Source organism: Acidovorax sp. JMULE5 (assembly GCF_013376875.1).
Lineage (GTDB): Bacteria > Pseudomonadota > Gammaproteobacteria > Burkholderiales > Burkholderiaceae_C > Acidovorax > Acidovorax facilis.
On record NZ_CP035951.1, the window covers coordinates 2,447,669 to 2,465,546 of the forward strand.

The window sequence follows — 17,878 nt, forward strand, 5'->3', positions numbered from 1 at the left end:
TATATTGATTCATGCTTTTTACGGGCCTGACAGGGATTTCGCGCCGTCTCCATACCTGGGCCAACCAAGTGCCCAGCCAGTGCGCGTTCTGCCACACCTGGCCCTCGCAGCGTATCTGCAACGCCTGCGTGGCGCGGTTTGCACAGCCCGCCACGCGCTGCCAGCGCTGCGCCCTGCGGGTGCCTGCAGGGGTAGAGGTCTGCGGCGCCTGCATCCAGACCCCGCCCAGCTTTGATGCCTGCGTTGCCGCAGTGGACTACGCCTACCCCTGGGCCGATGCGCTGGCGCAGTTCAAGTTTCGCGGTGATCCGGGCTGGGCCAAGGCGCTGTCCACACTGATGCGCAGCACGCCGTGGATGGAACCGGCGCTGGAAGCGGCCGACTGCGTGCTTCCGGTGCCGCTGTCCACCGAACGCCTGCGCGAGCGGGGCTTCAACCAGTCGGCCCTGCTGGCAAGGCACCTGGCAGGCCCCAAAACCGACCTCCACACCCTGCTGCGCCTGCACGCCACCGAGGCGCAGAGCAGCCTGCCCCGCGCCCAGCGCCTGCGCAACCTGCGCGGCGCCTTCGCCGTTGAGCCCAGCCGCGCGGCAGCCCTGCGCGGCCAGCGGGTGGTGCTGATCGATGACGTGATGACCACCGGTGCCACGCTGCAGGCGGCCACCCTGGCGCTGCGCGAGGCAGGCGTGGCGCATGTCACCGCCGCCGTCCTGGCGCGCACGGGGCTCGACTGAGCCCCGCAACCTCGAAGTACCAGCGGGATACTTTTGATTACGAGCGGTTGCTCAACTCACACGTCCAGCGATGACAATTGGCGGCATGTTCCATATCGTCCTCGTCGAACCCGAGATCCCGCCCAACACGGGGAATGTGATTCGCCTGGCGGCCAACACGGGGTGCACTCTGCACCTGATCGAGCCGCTCGGGTTCTCGATGGAAGACCGCCAGATGCGCCGTGCGGGGCTGGACTATCACGAATACGCCCAGGTGCAAGTGCATGCAGGCTGGACCGCCTTCCTGCGGGATACCCAACCAGACCCGACCCGCATGTTCGCAATGACCACACACGGCTCGCAGCCCGTGCACTCCACCTGCTTCCTGCCGGGCGACTGGATGGTGTTTGGCGCTGAAACGCGGGGGCTTCCGCCCGAACTGCGCGAGAGTTTTCCGCCCGCACAACGCCTGCGCCTGCCTATGGTGGCGGGCCAGCGCAGCCTGAATTTGTCCAACGCCGTGGCCGTGACGGTGTTCGAGGCCTGGCGCCAGAACAGTTTTGCGATGCCCGACGGCGAAATCGCCGTGGAGCCAGAGGGCACCATCATCAGCGGATTTGCGCAGCTGGGTTGATGCCTGGCTGATTGTTGGTGGGTGCGCCACCCTGGCCGATGGCCTTGGGTTACTTGGACTGCTGCCCGCGTTGGTCCGCCACGGCCAGGGGCACCTGCTCGCTGAGAAAGTCCAGAAACACCTTGGTGCGCGCGGGCAGCATGCGGCCGGACGGCAGCGCGGCATAGATGGTGTAGCGCGAAAAAATCCACGCAGGCAGGATGTGCACCAGTTCGCCACGGGCCAGGTGTTCCTCGGCCAGCAGGCGCGAGGTGACGGCCACCCCCGCGCCGTCTACCGCCGCGCGCAGAAGCAGCTCGGTGCTGACCGACTGCAGCACTGCCGGCACATCGACCTCTTGCGCGGGCATGCTGCCATTGAGCGATTGCAGGCGCAGCTTGCGCGCTGGCCCCAACTGCGCTCGCGCGGCCATGCCGGAGTCGCGCAGATAGTTGTGTTGCAGCAGGTCTTGCGGCTCGCGCGGAATGCCCTTGCGCTCCAGGTAGTCGGGTGATGCAACAACAATCGCCTCCCCCTTCAACAGGGGGCGTGCCACGATGTTGGCATCAAAATCCTCACCCGCCACCATGATGGTCACATCATATTCATCCACCCTCGCCGAGGCATAGGCGTCCAGGTCGATGTCAAGCAACAGCTTGGGGAACTCCGCATGCCACAGCGCCACCATGGGCGCCAGAAAGTTGGTCGCCAGCACCGGCGCCGCAACGATGCGGATGGTGCCGCGCAGATCGCGCGTGTTGGCCGCCGCTGCCGCTTCGGCGTCGTCGATCTCGTGCAAGATGGTGCGTACGCGCTGCAGATAGGCATCACCCGCGTCGGTGAGCGCCAGCTTGCGGGTAGTGCGCTGCAGCAGCCGCGTGCCTAGATGCTGCTCCAGCTCGGCCACCATGCGGGTGACCACAGGGGGTGACATGTCCATGGCGCGGGCGGCGGCGGCAAAGCCGCCCTCTTCCACCACACGCTCGAAAATTTTCATGGCTTGCAGGCGGTCCATGGTTCAGACCTCCTGCCCGATGGCGACCAGGCTCAGGCCGGGGCGCCGAAGTTGCGCGCCAGCGATTCGGCCACGCACACCGGCTTGTCGCTGCCCTCGCGCTCCACGGTCACCAGCCAGGTCATCTGCATACCATCGGGCGCCACCGGCTCGGCAGCCTGCAGGGTGAGGCGCGCGCGCAGGCGGCTGCCCACCGGCACCGGTGCCGTGAAGCGCACCTTGTTCAGCCCGTAGTTCACGCCCATGCGCGCACCCTCGATGGTCAGGCCCGTCTCGAAAAACTGCGGGATCAGCGACAGCGTGAGAAACCCATGCGCAATGGGCGCGCCAAACGGCCCGGCCTTGGCGCGCTCGGGGTCCACATGGATCCACTGGTGGTCGCCCGTGGCCTGGGCAAACAGGTTGACCTGTTCCTGCGTGATGGTGATCCAGTCGGTCACGGCGACCTCCTGGCCCACGCAGGCACTGACTTCGGAATAAGAGCGGAAGATTTTCATCGTCGCAATGTAGCCCCGCACCCAGGCGCGCCTTGTCTGCCGGGTGACAGGTGTTTTCCCGAGGGGCTGGTTGTACGTTCTGCTTCACGCTGTCCTTCAAGAATTGAGCCAGGCACAGATGCCTTGCCACTGCTCCAGGTCGCGCGCCACGCGGCCGGGCGCCACGTCAAACAGCGTGAGGCCATGCGCCGCCAGGTGGATGTAGTTCTGCGTATCGCGCAGGTAGCCCAGCACCGGGAAGCCCAGGCTGTCCACAAAATGGTGCAGCTGCTCGGCGGCCTTGGTTCGGGCGTCCACGCGCATGCCCACGATGCCGATCTGCACCCCTTCGGCGCGGCGGTGCTCGGCCAGCTGGTCCAGAAAACTGCGCGTGGCAAAGATGTCGAACACGCTGGGCTGCAGCGGCACGATGATCTTGTCGGCCAGCTTGAGCACATCGTTCAGGCGCCAGCCGTGCAGCCCGGCAGGGGTGTCGAGCACCGCGTGCGTGGTGCCCTTGGGCGGGCGGCTGATCACGTCCGAGCTGATGCCATCCCAGGCGCCAATGGGGCGCGCGGCTGGCGGACGCAGGCCCAGCCAGAGCTTGGCGGATTCCTGCCGGTCGGTGTCGCCCAGGATCACGGGATGCCCCTGGCTGGCGTAGTAGCCCGCGATGTTGGTGGACAGTGTGGACTTGCCCACACCACCCTTCGGGTTGGCGACAACAACTACTGGCATGACAACCTCCTTGGAATCTGCGTATCCATGAAAAACCAAGCCAAATCAGCCTCTAGCGCTTTATAGGCAAGCGCAAGCAGCTATTAAAATCGAAGCACAACCATCCTATCAAGCGTGCTGCCCGCCGCGCTTGACGAAGAACAGCCCGGCACCCACCGCCATCAGCAAGCCGCCAAACACACGGTTTTGCGCCCGCACCGCACGCGCGCTGCGCATCAGGCGGCGCAGCGCGCTGGCACCCGCAGCGTAGCCGTGCATCACCACCACGTCCACCGTCACCGTGGTGGCGGCCATCACCACCAGCTGCGTCCACAGCGGGCGCGTGTCGGTCATGAACTGGGGCAGCACCGCCACCATGAAGATGATGCCCTTGGGGTTGGTGGCGTTGGTCAAAAAACCCGTGAGGCAGCGTTTTTGCCAGGTGCCGGCCGACTCTGCTTCATCGCCCTGCACCGGCGATTTGTCCCCGGCACGCCACTGCGCAAAGCCCACATAGATCAGATAACAGGCGCCCAGCACTTTCACCACGCTAAAAGCCACCTCGGACGCCAGCAGCAGCGAACCCACGCCCGCCCCGGCAATGAGCAAAATCAGCAACAGGCCCAGCTGCAGGCCCAGGATGGTGGCGCCCGTCTTGCGTACGCCGTACGACAGCCCATGGCTCATCGACAACACGGCCCCCGAGCCCGGCGACACCGCAATCAGGCACGATGCCGCAAAAAAAGCCAGCCAAGTCTGAAAGTCCATGAATCACCAAGCCCGAGTGCGAAGAAGGGCGAGCATCTTAACAACGCCCCCGTGTCGCTGCCACGATCTGGATAAAAATGCCTTCTAGCGCTTGACCATAAAGCGCTACCAGCTATAAAAATTGAAGCATTTCAATGGCATGCCACGCGCCCCCGCATCGCTACGGCAATGCCAGAATCCTGACACGCCCACGCCCGCCCGTCCGCCCCCCTGCGACGCCCCTTCCAACACCACCACTATTGCCGCGCCTCCATGGAACACGCCCCCACCTGGCTCACCTACGGTTTTCTGTACCTCACCGCCGCCGTGCTGGCCGTGCCCATTGCCAAGGCGCTGGGCCTCGGCGCCATCATTGGCTACCTGGCCGCGGGCATCGCCATCGGGCCCTGGGGCCTGGGGCTGGTGAGCAACGTGCAGGACATCCTGCACTTTGCCGAGTTTGGCGTGGTGCTCATGCTGTTCCTGGTCGGGCTGGAGCTGCAACCCAGCCGCCTGTGGGCGCTGCGCCGCCCCATTTTTGGCACTGGCACCGCCCAGGTGCTGGGCTGCGCAGCCGTGCTGTTTGCGCTGGGCGCGCTGGCGGGCCTGCCCTGGCGCGTGAGCCTGGTGGGGGCGCTGGGCCTGGCGCTGTCGTCCACGGCGATTGCGCTGCAGGTGCTGGCCGAGCGCAACCTGATGCGCACGCAGAGCGGGCAGGCCGGCTTCTCCATCCTGCTGTTCCAGGACGTGGCGGCCATCCCCATCCTGGCCCTGCTGCCCGTGCTGGGCGCAGCTGCTGGCGAAGGCGCGGGCCACACGCCGGGCGAGATGGTGCTGGAGGTGCTCAAGATCGTCGGCGTGATCGCCGCCATCATCCTCGGCGGGCGCCTGCTGCTGCGCCCCGTGCTGCGCTGGATCGCCAAGAGCAACACCCCCGAAATCTTCACCGCCGCCGCGCTGCTGCTGGTGGTGGGCATTGCGTACCTGATGGTGCTGGTGGGCCTGTCGATGGCGCTGGGCGCCTTCCTCGCCGGCGTGCTGCTGGCCGACAGCGAATACCGCCGCGAGCTGGAGGCCGACATCGAGCCCTTCAAGGGCCTGCTGCTCGGGCTATTCTTCATCGCCGTGGGCATGAGCATCGACTTCGGCGTGATCCTGCGCTCGCCCGGCCTCATGGCCGCCATCCTGGTCGGTTTTCTCGCTGCCAAGGCCATCGTCATTTACACCCTGGCCAAGGTCGTCGGCATCCCTTATCAAGAGCGCCCGGTGTTCACGCTGCTGCTGGCGCAAGGTGGTGAATTCGCTTTTGTGGTGTTCCAGGCCGCAGCGGGCGCCAGCGTCTTCCCGGCCGAGACCGCGTCGCTGCTCATCGGCGCAGTGGCGCTGTCGATGCTGATCAGCCCGCTGCTGCTGGTGCTGCTGGACCGCGTGCTGCTGCGCCGCTATGCCCAGCTCAAGACCGCCAAGCCCCAGGCCGAGGAAATCTCCGAGCCGCAAGAGGCCCCCATCATCATCGCGGGCTTCGGCCGCTATGGGCAGATCGTCTCGCGCGTGCTGCTGGCCCAAGGCATCCCCACCACCGTGCTGGACCACAGCGTGGACATGCTGGAAGTGGCCCGCACCTTCGGCTACCGCGTGTTCTACGGCGACGCCACGCGGCTCGACCTGCTGCGCATCGCCGGGGCCGAACATGCGCGCATCCTCGTGATTGCCGTGGACGATGCGGATCAATCCCTCAAGATCGCCAAGCTCGCGCGCGAACACTTCCCCCAGCTGCAGATCGTGGCCCGCGCGCGCGATGTGACGCACTGGAACAAGCTGCGCGACATGGGCGTGACACTGGTGCAGCGCGAGCTGTTCGAGTCCAGCCTGCAAAGCGCCCACACCGTGCTGGAGCTGATGGGCCTGCCCCCCGCGCAAGCCACCGCCATCACCCAGCGCTTTCGCACCCACAACATCGCGCTGGCCGACCGCATGTACCCGCACCACAAGGACCGCGCCAAGTTCATCGCCGTGGCGCGCGAAGGCCGCAACCAGTTTGCGGAGCAGATGGCGCGGGAGCGGCAGGAAAGCGCAACGCTGCGTGCGGAAGCTGCTGCGTACCCGGGGTATGGCGAGGCGCAGGAGGCGGGGGAAGGGCATGAGCCTGAGCCTGCCAGCGCTCAGAATTTCAATAAAAATAGGCCCTAGCGCTTATCCATAAAGCGCTATAAGCTATCTATTTAATAGCAAATCAACCCCCTCAGACCGTTCAGGCGGGTTCCGGTCAGGGCATGCACAGAGAAAGCCGTGTGGCCAAAGTGGCGCGCAAACTGCTTTCGCGCCACTTTATTTGGCGCGATTTCGATTCGCGCCACCAAGAGCCCCGTGCATGCCACGGCTCACGCCATACCAAAAGCTGAACAAACTCGTCAATTGGCCGCAGAGATCACCGGCCCGTTCGAGCAAACCTTCTTATTGATGGTGCACCTGCCCTACCTTGATATCAGCGAGGCAGATATCAAGGAGCCCGGCGGAAGTCATCTGAGATTTAGTTATCGGTCGAGCTGGTGGAGCTTCTTGAAAGCCTTCAGCCCGAGGCTAAGTGTCGCATCCCGGACGATCATATGGTCGCTTGAGAAACAGGTGCGGGTGGGTCTGGTACCACTCTTTCATCGCCTGCATCGGCGTACTGCTCTTGAGCGCTGACTGCGGTAGCTGGTGGTTGTACAACGCCACATAGCGCAACAAGGTCTGCTCCATGTCTTCGCGGCTGTTGAATCGGTGGGTCTTCAGAACGTCCGCAATGCGGCCGTTAAATCGCTCCACCATGCCGTTGGTTCTGGGTGTTCTGGGCTTGGTCAGTCGGTGCTCGATGCCTAACTCCTGGCACAGTTGATCGAATTCATGGTTGCCGCTGGGTTCGCGTTCCCGGCTGGCAAACAGACGGTCCGTGAACTCTTTGCCGTTGTCGGTCAACAGCTTGTTGATCCTGATCGGACAGGCCTTGTGCAACGCCTTGAGGAAGGCCTGTGCACTGGCGGCGGTCTTGTTGGACTTGAGCTGCACAAACACCCAACGCGTGGCCCTATCGATAGCCACGAACAGGTAGCGCCGGCTGCTCTCATCCTGCATCTGGGGCAGGTACTTCACGTCCATGTGCACGTAGCCTGGCTCGTAGCTCTTGAAGGTCTTGTAGGCCAGCGCAGGCTGCTGGGGCTTTAGAGCATTGAGGTTGCCCGCTCCATGGCGGCGCAAGCACCTGTCCAGCCCGGAGCGCGAGACATGGGGACAGATGAACTCCCGTGTCACGGCCAGCAGGTCATCCAAAGGCAGCAGCAAGGTACGCCGCAAGTGAACCACCACTGTTTCTTGTGCTGGCGTAAGCACGGTCTGCAGGTGGTGGGCAGTGTGAGAGCGGTCTGCAAAGACGGAACGCTTCTTCCACTTGTAGACCGTCTGCTCAGTGATCCCAAAGCGCTGGGCCAGGACGCTGGCTGGTTCATCGCTGGCTGCGATCTCGGCACGCACGGCGGGCGTGGTGCGGGCGTTCTTGTGCAGGGCTATCAACATGGCTTCACTCCCTGGGTGGATTGCAAGGACTCTATCAACTCCTTTAGAACCGCTCGCGCCATGAAGAGTGGATAGCGTTTGGAGTCTATGCAATCGTCCGGGATGCGACAGCTAAGCAATTCTTGTACGAACCCAACCTGAAACTTCGCGTCGTCGTAACGCGGCCCATAGTAGAACGAGTGGACGCCCTCGGAAACTTCCTCGAAGTGAACATTGGTGCTGAGCTCCGTGGCATGGGCGCCTGCCAAGCTGCTTCCGCGATAAACCATCTGGTACCAGTATTCCATGCCCACCTCGAAGGCAGCATCGAACACTTTCCACTCCTTCGCGCCGACAGCGCCATTTGCGATCTTCTCAAGGCTAGCCTTGCGCTCTGGGGTCATTGCTGGGTACACACCTGGCTTCAGCAGGCCCCGAGCTTGCTTTGCCTTCTCAATACGATGATTGTCTTCAATGCGAGTGAGGTTCTCAGGCTTATCCCAAAGGGCGCATGCGAAAAACAGACATTCGTAGGCCATGCGAAGATTTGACCAGGCCGGACCATCCATGCCTTTCTCGACCAGGAACAACGTGACTTCGCAGTTCGACAACGCTCGCATCCACAGCGCGTTCCCTGCTAACCATCCTTTGCTTGCTTGAAGATGTTCCGGAGGGGGTTCCTGGCTTAGCTCAATAGCAGTTTCAAGAGCTGTACAAGCCCGAGAAATTTCTGTCGCGAGGTCGGCGCCGAGTGCTTTCTCTGGCTGGCGCAGCTGCCTTTTGCTCATAGGACCTCCGTATGTGAGATGGAACATTCCGGCTGAAAAGCTCAGCTTAAATCGGACGCGAAACACGACCCGACCGCACCAGCATTGCCATGTGCTCTCCCAACGCTTGGTCAGGGCCATGACCCTCGCCGCCTTCGGCTATAGCTTGCCCACCAAGACCCACCTTCAGCGCCCCCCATCCTCGTACAAGCCACGCCCGCTTGCACCCTCGCACCCACCACTAGGCAGCCCACACCAGCCCGACTTTGTTCCGACCGACATAAGGAAGGCGGCATAGCGAGCTGTGACTCCACCTTCCTCTACAAATATTCGCAAACGCGACTTATTCGCATTAAAATCCCATCCTGCCAGCCAGCGTCCCGAAGAGTCACGCGAGCCAGCGCCTCCAGCGTTTGTCCGCCCCTCTTTTCACCGGGACTCCCATGTCTTCTCAGCCCTCGCGTGCGGTGTCGCCACGCTCCTCGCTCGCTCGCCTTCGCTCGTCATCGCGCCCATCAGCCCGGCAGGCCACCTTCTTCGCCCTGACCCCACTGGCCCTTTGCCTCGCCCAGGCCGCCATGGCGCAACAGACCAGTGCACCGACCGCAGACCCGGCCGCAGCCACGGCCCCTCAACTCCAAGAAGTCCGCATCAACGCCAGCACCGAAAAGGACATGGGTTTTGCGCCCGTGGAGGCACAGACCGCCAGCAAGGCGCCCATGCGGCGGTTGGAAACCCCACAGTCCGTCAGCGTGGTCACGCGCGAGCAAATGGAGTCGCGGCAGATCACCAACGTGCAGCAAGCGCTGCAGACGGTGGCGGGGGTCAGCCCGGTCAACTTTGGGCGCCGGGGGTTTGACGACCTGAACATCCGGGGATTTCGCTCCACCGAATCGATCCTGGTCGATGGCCTGGTGCAAAGCCCCGGCATGTGGGCCAAGCTGCAGCCCTACGGCTACGAGCGCTTCGAGGTGCTCAAGGGCTCGGCCTCAGTGTTGTACGGCCAGGTGCAGCCCGGCGGCATCGTCAACGCGGTGAGCAAGCGGCCCAAGAAGGAGGCGATCAACGAGGTGGGCGTGGAGGTGGGCAGTTTCGGCCAGCGCACGCTGCAGGCCGACATCAACAGGCCCCTGTCCGAATCGGGCAAGACGGCACTGCGCATCAATGCGCATGTCTCCAACGTGGACGACCCCACACAGTTCGTTTACCGCAAGGACCGCTGGTTTGCGCCATCGCTATCCATCGACCTGGGCCCGCAGACCGACCTGGTGCTGTTTGCCACCTACAGCCAGAGCCAGTGGATGCGCCAGCAGGGCATCACGCCCTACGGCACGCTGCTGCCCAACCGCAACGGCACGCTGCCCGTCACGATGTTCACGGGCGACCCAAGTTTTGGCGGGTATGACGTAGAGAGCAAAACCGTGGGCTACACACTGGAGCACAAGATGTCGGAGGCCATGACCTTCCGCCAGAACGTGCGCTACGAGACCGAGAAGGGCACGGGCAACTTCGTCTCCAACCAGGCATTGCAGGCCAACCAGCGGCTGCAGAACCGCCAGGCCTCGCGCCAGTACATGGACTACGATCTGCTGGCCACCGACACCTCGCTGCTGTCACGCTTTGAAGCGCTGGGCGTGAAGCATCAGCTGGTGACGGGCCTCGATGCGCGCAGCGGCACCAGCCTGCTGGCCAGCCGCACCTGCCGCATCGGTGCGCTGGACCTGTTTGCACCCGTGTATGGCATGCAGGCCACCTGCCCCGAGGCGCTGACGCAGGATGCGCCCGCCAAACTCACCGTGGCCGGGCTGTACGCGCAGGACCAGATCAAGTTTGGCCAGGGCTGGACGGCCCTGGTGGGCCTGCGCCGCGACTGGTCCACCACCGATACGAACAACCGCGTGGCCAACACGCAGACGCGCCAGAAGGACAACGCCACCACGCTGTCGGCCGGGCTGGTGTACGAGTTCAAGCCCGGCTGGGCCGCGTATGGCAGCTATGGCGAGTCGTTCCTGCCCCAGTCGGGTCTGACGTTTGCAGGATCGAATTTTGTGCCCGAAACCGGCAAGCAGTGGGAGGCGGGCGTGAAGTACGAAGCCCCCGGCGGCCAGGTCACCGGCGCGCTCGCCGTGTTTGACCTGGTGCGCGAGAACGTGACCACCGCCGACCCGGTGAACACGGGCTTCAGCGTGCAGACCGGCGAGCAGCGCGCACGCGGGCTGGAGCTGGAACTGGGCGCGGACCTGAAGAACGGCTGGAAGCTCACCAGCGCCTACACCTACACACAAAGCAAGGTCACGCGCGACAACAACGCGGCGATTGTGGGCCTGCCACTCAACCTCACGCCGCGCCACACGCTCACGGCCTGGGCAACCTACAAGCTGCCGCAATACCAGCGGGTGACGCTGGGCCTGGGCGGGCGGTATGTGAGCGAGCAGATCGGCTCCTACCCCTTCACCCTGCCGTCGTACTTTGTGGCCGATGCGTCCATCAGCTACGTGGGCGAGAACTACCGCGTGACCGCGGGCGTGAAGAACGTATTCAACAAGGCGTACTACGACGGCGCGATCAATGCCAACGTGGTCTCGCCCGCGTTGCCACGCAACTTCAGCCTGGGCGTGACCTACTTCTTCTGACGCCCTGCTCCACCCCTGCCGCCCGCACGCCATGACCAGCCAGCGCACGCTCAACCGCCTGTTCACCCTGCACTCCTGGGCGGGCATCGTCACGGGGCTGCTGATGTTCATCGTGTGCTTCTCAGGCGCGGTGGTGGTGTTCAAGCACGAGATCGACCTGTGGGCCAATCCGTCGCTGGCGCAGCTGCCGCGCTCTCAAAAACCTGCGTCGCTCGACACGGTGCTGGCACAGCTGCACACCCGCTACCCCGGCGCCACGGTGGAGACCATTGCGCTGCCGGATGCCGTCAACCCCAGCTACTTCGCGTTTGTGCGCGAGCGCGGCGCGCCTGCCAACACCCGCACCAAGGTGGCCTTGCGCTCCGACACGGGCACGGTGGTGGGCCCGGTGGACAGCCAGCTCGGCCAGTACCTGCGCATGCTGCATGTGTTCCTGTTCTTCGGGCCGCGGTGGATCGTGGGTTTCCTGGGGGTGGCGATGCTGGTGCTGATTGCCACGGGCATCGTCATCCACCGCAAGATCCTGGCCGAGCTGTTCACCCAGCGCTGGGGCCGCAGCTTCCGCGTGGTGATGTCAGACCTGCACAAGTCTGCGGGCATCTGGGGGCTGGGCTTTCACATCCTGATCGCGGCCACGGGGGCGTGGATGGGACTGGCGCCGCTGTTTGAGCAGGGCTACAAATACGTGACCACCAGCACCGATGCCACCGCCTCCAAGCCAGCGCGCAAGGCGGGCGGTGACGCCACCGAGCCGGTGCCCATGCAATCGCTGGATGCGCTGTACGCCACAGCGCAGCAGGCCGTGCCCGGCCTGGAGGCGCGCTACGTGTCGCTGCGCCGCTGGGGCAGCAGCACGGCCGAGGTGGGTTTCACCGGCAACCTGCGCGATCACCTGGCCAGCACCGCGCGGGTGGACATCCATGCCGCCACGGGCGTGCCGAAGAAGGTGCACGACCCGCGCACGGCGGGCTTCTGGTCGCTGGTCAATGGGCTGATGGAGCCCCTGCACTTTGGCGACTTTGGCGGGCTGGCGCTGAAATGGCTCTATTTCTTTCTGGGCATGACACCCGCGTTTTTGTCGATCTCGGGGACGCTAATCTGGCTGGATGCGCGTCAGCAGCGCAGGCGCGAGGCAGAGGCTGCGCAGGGCGCTGCGGGCGGCATCGCGGCGGCAGGCTGACACCCACCAGCGCCTCTCTCACAGCGTCACAGCTTCGCCCACCATGCAACGTTTCTTTCTGGCACTGCACGCCACCACGCCCGCCGCGCTCATCGTGGCGGTGTTTGTGCACCTGTGGGGGCCTGCGGGTCTGCCCTCGCTGGCGCAGCGGCCCGTGTGGTCGGTGTGGACGCTCATCGGCGTGTGGCTGCTGCTGTCGGCTGCGGCGGCGTGGGCGCTGCGCACGGTGGCGCTGTGGCGCGTCTCGCTGGGTGGCGCAGGCGCGCTGCTGGCCGTGGCTGGTGTGGCCGGGCTGGTGCTGGGCAGTGCCCAAGGACCCGCCATGTTGGTCAGCCTGGTCGCCATGGGGCTGATCTGCGGGGGCATCGCGGTTTTTATCGGGCCCCAGCGGGTGCAGGCGCACCGGCGCAGGGCGTCGCGGTCTGCGGCCGTGGCCCGACCGGGCTCTGCAGTGCACACAACCACCGCCCACCCGCGCTGGCACCCACGCGGTTGGGCCCGCTGGGTGGGGTCAGCCCACTGGCCCTTCTGGCTGACCGGTGTGCTGGCGGTGGAATCCTTCCGCCTGGCCCACATCGTGGCCACCGAACCCGCACGGTCGTCGGGCATGCTGGGCCTGCTGCTCGCCTTCTTCGTGGCCCTGCCCGCTGCCACCTTGCGCCACTGGACGCCCCGCACCGCCGTGCTGCTGTGGGCACTGGCCGCTTTGGCCTATGGCGGCCTGGCGGCCAAGGCAGGGATGGTGCAGTGGGCAGTGGCGTCGGCGCTGTGTGCCCTGGCTGTGGGTGCACCGCTGCAGTGGCGCGCAGGACAGGCGTGGTGGGCGCTGCGCTGGCGGCGGGCGGGCCACGGGGCGCCGCACGCGCCCAACCCAGGGCCCGACCGCCACCCGCCGGAGGCCGCATGAACGAACTCATCGGCGCCAGCGCCGCGCTGGCCTCATTGATCGCACTGACCCGCTGGGCGCGCACCGTGCCTACCCGCGCCTGGGGCGACGGCACGCCCCCAGCCGCTGCAGCATCCCGGCGCGCCGGGGCGGTGGTTCTGGCTACCCTGGTGCTGCAGGCCCTCGCGGCCACCGCTGCGGCGGGGCTGGCGGCGGGGCTGGCGCTGGTGGTGGCGGCATGGATGGTGCTGGGCTGGCTGCTGGTGCTGGCCATGAACCAATGGCCCGCCAGCAGCCTGCGCTGGGGACACCGCCTGGGCGCACTGGGCGGCACGGGCTGTTTGCTGGCGCTGGCCTGGCAGCTTCTTCGGGCGGGGGGCTTGGTGTCATGAAGCACCCCAGTTGCCCAAGAGCAGGGACGTTGGCGGATTGTTTTTGAATAAAAACAGGCCCCAGCGCTTGATTAGCAAGCGCTATAAGCTATATTTTCGATAGCAAAAACTTGACAGGCAGCGTGCTGCCAGCCCCTGCCCGCTCCCACAGCGCCACGGCACAATCGCGCCCATGGACCTGCCGCTCGACGCCCCCTGGATTCACACACTGCGCTTCACGCTGGAAGTGGCGGCCACCATCGCGTTTGCCCTGTCGGGCGTGATCATGGCCGCGCGCAAACGGCTCGATGCCGTGGGCGTGTGTGTCGTGGCCTTTGTGGCCGCCTTTGGCGGCGGCACGCTGCGCGACCTGCTGCTGGACCAGCGTCCCTTCTTCTGGGTGCGCCACACGGGTTTCGTCTGGGGCATCCTGGCCCTGTGTGTGGGCGCCATGCTGTTCATGCGCCAGCGCCACTTCAAGCCCACCGAACGCGCCATGCTGCTGCCCGACGCCATCGGCCTGGGCCTCTTCGCCGCCGTGGGCGTGGACATTGCCACCGCCATCGGCATGCCGCCCATCATCAGCGTGATGATGGGCGTGACCACCGGCGTATTCGGAGGCGTGCTGCGCGATGTGCTGTGCAACGAGGTGCCCCAGGCCTTCAGCGACCACCGGCCCTATGCGCTGTGTGCCTTTGCGGGCGGCTGGGCCGACGTGGCCCTGCGCCAGGTGCAAGCGCCCGACTGGGCACCGCTGGTGGTCTGCGTGCTGCTCACGGCCGGGCTGCGTGGGCTGGCACTGTGGCGCAACTGGGAGCTGCCCGCGTGGCGGGTGTGATGGGGGCATCGAGCCCCTGCCGCGCCGGGCTGGCGCGCCTGTGACAGCATCGGGTGCACAGAGGCCACACACTGATCTTCGACAGACTGCAGGAGACAACCGCCCATGACCAGCACCCCCACGCCCGCCCACCTGCGTGCCACGGCACTTATCGACAGCGACGCCCCTTCCATCCAGGCCTTTGCTGCCCAACATGCGCACGGCGCCACCGACCGCGAACGCGCCGTCGCCCTGTACCTGGCCGTGCGCGACGGCTTTCGCTACGACCCCTATCGGATCGACCTCTCGCCCCAGGGCATGACCGCCAGCACGGTGCTGGCCAACGGCTATGGCTGGTGTGTGCCCAAGGCGGCGCTGCTCACCGCCGCATGCCGCGCGGCGGGCATCCCCGCGCGCATGGGCTTTGCCGATGTGCGCAACCACCTCAGCACCGAGCGCATGCGGGAGACGATGAAGACCGACCTCTTCATCTGGCACGGCTACACCGACATCTGGCTCGACGGCGCCTGGCGCAAGGCCACGCCCGCATTCAACATCGAGCTGTGCGAGCGCTTCGGCCTGCTGCCGCTGGAGTTCGATGGCGAGAACGATTCCATCTACCACCCGTTCGACAAATCCGGCGCGCGCCACATGGAGTATGTGCACCAGCGCGGCGCGTTTGACGACCTGCCGCTGGCGCAGATCGTGGCGGACTTTCGCACGGTGTACAGCGGCTGGCTGCCCGAGGACGGCGCCACCCACAGCAGCCTGGAGGGCGCCAGCTTTGCGCAGGATGTGGAGAAGGAGGCCCGCGCATGAGCAGCCACGCCGAGATCCCACCGGGCTTTGCGCCGCTGCAGTCCGGCGGCCCGTTCATCCAGCACAACGGCCCGCTCTACCTGCGCCACGAAGGCAGCGTGGTGCAGTTCGGCTTTCGCGTGAAGCGCCGCCATGTGAACCCCATGAACAACCTGCACGGCGGCATGATGGCCAGCTTTTGCGACATGCTGCTGCCGCTGTCGGTGCACCGCAAATGCGATCAAGTGGTCGACCGTTTTCTGCCCACCATCAGCCTGCAGATCGACTACCTGGCCCCCGCCCCGCTGGGCGCCTGGGTGCAGGGCGAGGCCGAGCCGCTGCGCGTCACGCGTTCGCTGGTGTTTGCTCAGGGACTGGTGACGGCCGATGGCGTGCCCTGTGCGCGGGTGAGCGGGGTGTTCAAGATCGGGCCTGCGGTGCCCAGCGACGCTGTGGAGTGAGCCCTGTAGGCCCGGCATGGCGGCGCGTAGCAGCACGTCCTTGTGCTGATTGCCCCCTTGTTGCACGACCATGCCGACAGCCCAGCACCTTTTAATTCATAGATGTTATTTTTTCTCACATTCGCGTGCATCTATGAATAATTTATACCATTCAGCTCTTGCCCTCAGTCACCTGCAAATAATTCATAGATATTCAAAAACTCCCTCTTGACCTAATATCTATGAATGCCATCTCAAAACACCAAGCCCGCTGACTACCCCCAAGCGGTCCTCCAGCAGATAGCGTTGCTCGCGCAGAACATCGTGATTGCACGCAAGCGCCGCAAGGAAACACAAGCCCAGTGGGCCCAGCGGCTGGGCGTGTCGCAGCCCACCATGGCGCGCATCGAGCGCGGCGACCCGTCGGTGTCCATGGCGTCGTATGTGATGTGCATGTGGCTCATCAACCAGGCCCAGGGGCTGGCCGACCTGATTGCACCGCAGAACGACCTCACATCGCTGGAGCTTGAGGTAGCCAAAGCCCGCCCCCGGCGCGCTGCACAGACGACGGCGCAGAAAGACGCAAAGACGCCAGCAAGCAACGCAAAGCCTGCCGCCTTGCCGTCCGTCTCCAAAACCAACGCACCTGCCCACTTGGGGACCGTGCACGTTGCCGAAGAGATGAAGGGCTCCTTCGAGGAAGCAAGCCCTGCCAAACCAACCATTGGGGCCGCGCAGAAGGTCGCTGGACTGGGCCCCGAAGAACAGATCCGGCAAGCCATTCGAGTTACAGGACTCGGCGCGCCAAAGCGCCAGCCCAACAGCACCGCCGCAGGCCTGGCCGCACTGATCGCGGGCCAGAAGAAAGCGCGGCCATGAGCCAGCAGCACCACGCGCAGCAGGTCACGCCGCGCTCCTATGTGCCGCACGACACGCTGTATGTCTGGACGCTGGTCAACCCCGCCCAGCCGGTGCTGACCGGGGCGGTGGGTTTGTCGCAGCTGGTGCCCAACTGCGCCACTTTCAGCTACGCCACAGACTGGTGGCAGTTTGCGCTGAGCGAAGACCTGCCCCTCATCGCAGGCCAGACGTTCAGCGCAGGCCACAAGGACAGCGCGCCCGGCGCCATCGACGATGCGCGGCCAGACCGGTGGGGCGAGCGCATCATCCGCCACATCGACCGCCCCGCGCGCCTGTCGATTCTGGAGATGCTGCTGTTCGCTGGCGACGACCGCTTTGGCGCGTTGGGCATCTCCACCTCGGCCGACCACTACATCCCGCGCCGCATCGGGCCGTATCCGCAACTGCGCGATCTGGAGGCCATGGTGCGGGCAGTGGAAGACGTGCAGTCGCAAGCCCCGGTCACACCAGAAATTCAGCGGCTGGTGCAGCCCGGCGTGACGCTGGGCGGCGCCCGGCCCAAGGCGCTGCTGCAAACCGACAGCGGGCCTTGCGTCATCAAGTTCAGCGAGCTGGACGATACCGTGGACACACCCCTCGTCGAATACGCCACCATGACGCTGGCAGCCCTGGCAGGCATCCACGTTGCCAGCACGGGTGTGCTGCCCATCCCATCGCGGCTGGGCGGGGGCCGCAGCGCCATGCGCTGACCATCCAGCGGTTTGACCGGGTGCAGATGGGTGTCCTGAGCCTGCGCGTGCACTGCATCTCTGCCAAGACGGCACTGGCTGCGGCGGGCCTGACCGAAAGCTATGGCGCACTGGCCACCGTGCTGCTGCGCCAGGCGCACCCCGACCGGCAAAAGGCGCAGCGCGAAGAGCTGTTTCGGCGCATGGTGTTCAACATCCTCATGGACAACACCGACGACCACGAGCGCAACCACTGCCTGCGCCTGGGCTTTGACGGCTACTACGACCTGGCCCCCGCGTTCGACGTGGTGCCCACGCTGCAGAACATGGGCTACCAGGCCATGGTGGTGGGCCAGCACGGCGCGCAGTCCACGCTGGACAACGCGCTAACCGACCTGAGCGAATTCGGTCTCACCCGCGCCCGGGCCATCGGGTTGATTCAGGAGGTTGCTCACGCGATAGAGCAATGGCCGCTGCATTTTGCGCAGCACGGCGTCTGCGCGGCCGACATGGAACAGCTCGCGGCGAGCATCGACCGCGATGCACTCAAGGACCAGCGCAAAGCATTCTGCTGAGCCTGCTGCC

At 65.3% G+C, this 17,878-nt stretch carries 19 protein-coding genes; 13 read left to right on the forward strand and 6 right to left on the reverse strand.

Annotation, left to right across the window (positions count from 1 at the left end; genetic code table 11):
- Positions 1-11: 11 nt before the first annotated feature.
- The gene (locus tag EXV95_RS11000; protein ID WP_176886831.1) at positions 12-734 is read left to right on the forward strand and encodes a ComF family protein; all 723 of its coding nucleotides are present in this window, start codon (positions 12-14) and stop codon (positions 732-734) included.
- Between the two features lie 85 nt (positions 735-819).
- Positions 820-1,347 carry a tRNA (cytidine(34)-2'-O)-methyltransferase gene (locus EXV95_RS11005; RefSeq protein WP_055398580.1) on the forward strand — a complete coding sequence of 176 codons (528 nt, stop codon included), beginning with the start codon at positions 820-822 and terminating at the stop codon, positions 1,345-1,347.
- Positions 1,348-1,396: 49 nt separating this feature from the next.
- Here the strand turns inward: EXV95_RS11005 and EXV95_RS11010 are convergent, their stop codons facing one another.
- From EXV95_RS11010 to EXV95_RS11025, 4 genes are all read right to left on the reverse strand, one after another.
- Positions 1,397-2,341 (reverse strand): LysR family transcriptional regulator, encoded by a 945-nt coding sequence (locus tag EXV95_RS11010; RefSeq protein WP_176886832.1) that lies wholly within the window; start codon positions 2,339-2,341, stop codon positions 1,397-1,399.
- 32 nt (positions 2,342-2,373) lie between these two features.
- Positions 2,374-2,838: a MaoC family dehydratase gene (locus EXV95_RS11015; RefSeq protein WP_056066019.1), complete on the reverse strand. Its 465-nt coding sequence runs from the start codon at positions 2,836-2,838 to the stop codon at positions 2,374-2,376.
- A gap of 96 nt (positions 2,839-2,934) precedes the next feature.
- Positions 2,935-3,555 (reverse strand): ParA family protein, encoded by a 621-nt coding sequence (locus EXV95_RS11020; RefSeq protein WP_121505563.1) that lies wholly within the window; start codon positions 3,553-3,555, stop codon positions 2,935-2,937.
- Between the two features lie 108 nt (positions 3,556-3,663).
- On the reverse strand, positions 3,664-4,302 hold the full coding sequence (locus tag EXV95_RS11025) for a LysE family translocator (RefSeq protein ID WP_055398576.1): 639 nt from the start codon (positions 4,300-4,302) through the stop codon (positions 3,664-3,666).
- A gap of 252 nt (positions 4,303-4,554) precedes the next feature.
- Here EXV95_RS11025 and kefC point away from each other — a divergent pair, with 252 nt between their 5' ends.
- On the forward strand, positions 4,555-6,471 hold the full coding sequence (gene kefC / locus EXV95_RS11030) for a glutathione-regulated potassium-efflux system protein KefC (RefSeq protein ID WP_176886833.1): 1,917 nt from the start codon (positions 4,555-4,557) through the stop codon (positions 6,469-6,471).
- A gap of 390 nt (positions 6,472-6,861) precedes the next feature.
- On the opposite strand, the gene EXV95_RS11035 is transcribed toward kefC, so the two are convergent.
- The gene (locus EXV95_RS11035; protein ID WP_176886151.1) at positions 6,862-7,833 is read right to left on the reverse strand and encodes an IS481 family transposase; all 972 of its coding nucleotides are present in this window, start codon (positions 7,831-7,833) and stop codon (positions 6,862-6,864) included.
- Positions 7,827-8,600, reverse strand: a complete 774-nt coding sequence (locus tag EXV95_RS11040; protein WP_176886834.1) for a DUF5677 domain-containing protein — start codon at positions 8,598-8,600, stop codon at positions 7,827-7,829. The genes EXV95_RS11035 and EXV95_RS11040 overlap by 7 nt, the downstream gene beginning before the upstream one ends.
- 422 nt (positions 8,601-9,022) lie before the next feature.
- On the opposite strand from EXV95_RS11040, the gene EXV95_RS11045 reads away from it, so the two are divergent.
- The 10 genes from EXV95_RS11045 (at position 9,023) to EXV95_RS24910 (ending at position 17,868) form a co-directional block, all read left to right on the forward strand.
- A complete protein-coding gene (locus EXV95_RS11045) occupies positions 9,023-11,212 on the forward strand; it encodes a TonB-dependent siderophore receptor (RefSeq protein WP_370460246.1) in 2,190 nt (729 codons plus the stop codon).
- Positions 11,213-11,243: 31 nt separating this feature from the next.
- Positions 11,244-12,392, forward strand: coding sequence for a PepSY domain-containing protein (locus EXV95_RS11050; RefSeq protein ID WP_176886835.1), 1,149 nt, complete (start codon positions 11,244-11,246; stop codon positions 12,390-12,392).
- 43 nt (positions 12,393-12,435) lie between these two features.
- Positions 12,436-13,299 carry a hypothetical protein gene (locus EXV95_RS11055; RefSeq protein ID WP_176886836.1) on the forward strand — a complete coding sequence of 288 codons (864 nt, stop codon included), beginning with the start codon at positions 12,436-12,438 and terminating at the stop codon, positions 13,297-13,299.
- The gene (locus tag EXV95_RS11060) at positions 13,296-13,670 is read left to right on the forward strand and encodes a hypothetical protein (protein ID WP_176886837.1); all 375 of its coding nucleotides are present in this window, start codon (positions 13,296-13,298) and stop codon (positions 13,668-13,670) included. The genes EXV95_RS11055 and EXV95_RS11060 overlap by 4 nt, the downstream gene beginning before the upstream one ends.
- A 172-nt stretch (positions 13,671-13,842) precedes the next feature.
- Positions 13,843-14,487 carry a trimeric intracellular cation channel family protein gene (locus EXV95_RS11065; protein WP_176886838.1) on the forward strand — a complete coding sequence of 215 codons (645 nt, stop codon included), beginning with the start codon at positions 13,843-13,845 and terminating at the stop codon, positions 14,485-14,487.
- Positions 14,488-14,592: 105 nt separating this feature from the next.
- Complete coding sequence (locus EXV95_RS11070; RefSeq protein ID WP_176886839.1) at positions 14,593-15,285, forward strand: transglutaminase family protein; 693 nt, start codon at positions 14,593-14,595, stop codon at positions 15,283-15,285.
- Entirely contained in the window at positions 15,282-15,725 is a 444-nt protein-coding gene (locus tag EXV95_RS11075) for a PaaI family thioesterase (RefSeq protein WP_176886840.1), read from the forward strand. Before EXV95_RS11070 ends, EXV95_RS11075 begins: the two co-directional genes overlap by 4 nt.
- 225 nt (positions 15,726-15,950) lie before the next feature.
- A complete protein-coding gene (locus tag EXV95_RS24900) occupies positions 15,951-16,583 on the forward strand; it encodes a helix-turn-helix transcriptional regulator (protein ID WP_255484978.1) in 633 nt (210 codons plus the stop codon).
- A complete protein-coding gene (locus EXV95_RS24905) occupies positions 16,580-17,314 on the forward strand; it encodes a HipA domain-containing protein (RefSeq protein WP_255484979.1) in 735 nt (244 codons plus the stop codon). The genes EXV95_RS24900 and EXV95_RS24905 overlap by 4 nt, the downstream gene beginning before the upstream one ends.
- 26 nt (positions 17,315-17,340) lie before the next feature.
- Positions 17,341-17,868 carry a HipA domain-containing protein gene (locus EXV95_RS24910; RefSeq protein WP_255485012.1) on the forward strand — a complete coding sequence of 176 codons (528 nt, stop codon included), beginning with the start codon at positions 17,341-17,343 and terminating at the stop codon, positions 17,866-17,868.
- Positions 17,869-17,878 lie beyond the last annotated feature (10 nt).

What these genes read in the sequence shown, in the direction of transcription:
- EXV95_RS11015 (WP_056066019.1), bottom strand. Translation starts at nt 2,838, where the DNA reads ATGAAAATCTTCCGCTCTTATTCCGAAGTCAGTGCCTGCGTGGGCCAG.
- EXV95_RS24900 (WP_255484978.1), top strand. Translation starts at nt 15,951, where the DNA reads ATGCCATCTCAAAACACCAAGCCCGCTGACTACCCCCAAGCGGTCCTC.
- EXV95_RS11065 (WP_176886838.1), top strand. Translation starts at nt 13,843, where the DNA reads ATGGACCTGCCGCTCGACGCCCCCTGGATTCACACACTGCGCTTCACG.
- EXV95_RS11050 (WP_176886835.1), top strand. Translation starts at nt 11,244, where the DNA reads ATGACCAGCCAGCGCACGCTCAACCGCCTGTTCACCCTGCACTCCTGG.
- EXV95_RS11055 (WP_176886836.1), top strand. Translation starts at nt 12,436, where the DNA reads ATGCAACGTTTCTTTCTGGCACTGCACGCCACCACGCCCGCCGCGCTC.
- EXV95_RS11035 (WP_176886151.1), bottom strand. Translation starts at nt 7,833, where the DNA reads ATGTTGATAGCCCTGCACAAGAACGCCCGCACCACGCCCGCCGTGCGT.
- EXV95_RS11010 (WP_176886832.1), bottom strand. Translation starts at nt 2,341, where the DNA reads ATGGACCGCCTGCAAGCCATGAAAATTTTCGAGCGTGTGGTGGAAGAG.
- EXV95_RS11000 (WP_176886831.1), top strand. Translation starts at nt 12, where the DNA reads ATGCTTTTTACGGGCCTGACAGGGATTTCGCGCCGTCTCCATACCTGG.
- EXV95_RS11020 (WP_121505563.1), bottom strand. Translation starts at nt 3,555, where the DNA reads ATGCCAGTAGTTGTTGTCGCCAACCCGAAGGGTGGTGTGGGCAAGTCC.
- EXV95_RS11075 (WP_176886840.1), top strand. Translation starts at nt 15,282, where the DNA reads ATGAGCAGCCACGCCGAGATCCCACCGGGCTTTGCGCCGCTGCAGTCC.
- EXV95_RS11060 (WP_176886837.1), top strand. Translation starts at nt 13,296, where the DNA reads ATGAACGAACTCATCGGCGCCAGCGCCGCGCTGGCCTCATTGATCGCA.
- EXV95_RS11070 (WP_176886839.1), top strand. Translation starts at nt 14,593, where the DNA reads ATGACCAGCACCCCCACGCCCGCCCACCTGCGTGCCACGGCACTTATC.
- EXV95_RS24905 (WP_255484979.1), top strand. Translation starts at nt 16,580, where the DNA reads ATGAGCCAGCAGCACCACGCGCAGCAGGTCACGCCGCGCTCCTATGTG.
- EXV95_RS24910 (WP_255485012.1), top strand. Translation starts at nt 17,341, where the DNA reads ATGGGTGTCCTGAGCCTGCGCGTGCACTGCATCTCTGCCAAGACGGCA.
- EXV95_RS11005 (WP_055398580.1), top strand. Translation starts at nt 820, where the DNA reads ATGTTCCATATCGTCCTCGTCGAACCCGAGATCCCGCCCAACACGGGG.
- EXV95_RS11045 (WP_370460246.1), top strand. Translation starts at nt 9,023, where the DNA reads ATGTCTTCTCAGCCCTCGCGTGCGGTGTCGCCACGCTCCTCGCTCGCT.
- EXV95_RS11025 (WP_055398576.1), bottom strand. Translation starts at nt 4,302, where the DNA reads ATGGACTTTCAGACTTGGCTGGCTTTTTTTGCGGCATCGTGCCTGATT.
- kefC (WP_176886833.1), top strand. Translation starts at nt 4,555, where the DNA reads ATGGAACACGCCCCCACCTGGCTCACCTACGGTTTTCTGTACCTCACC.
- EXV95_RS11040 (WP_176886834.1), bottom strand. Translation starts at nt 8,600, where the DNA reads ATGAGCAAAAGGCAGCTGCGCCAGCCAGAGAAAGCACTCGGCGCCGAC.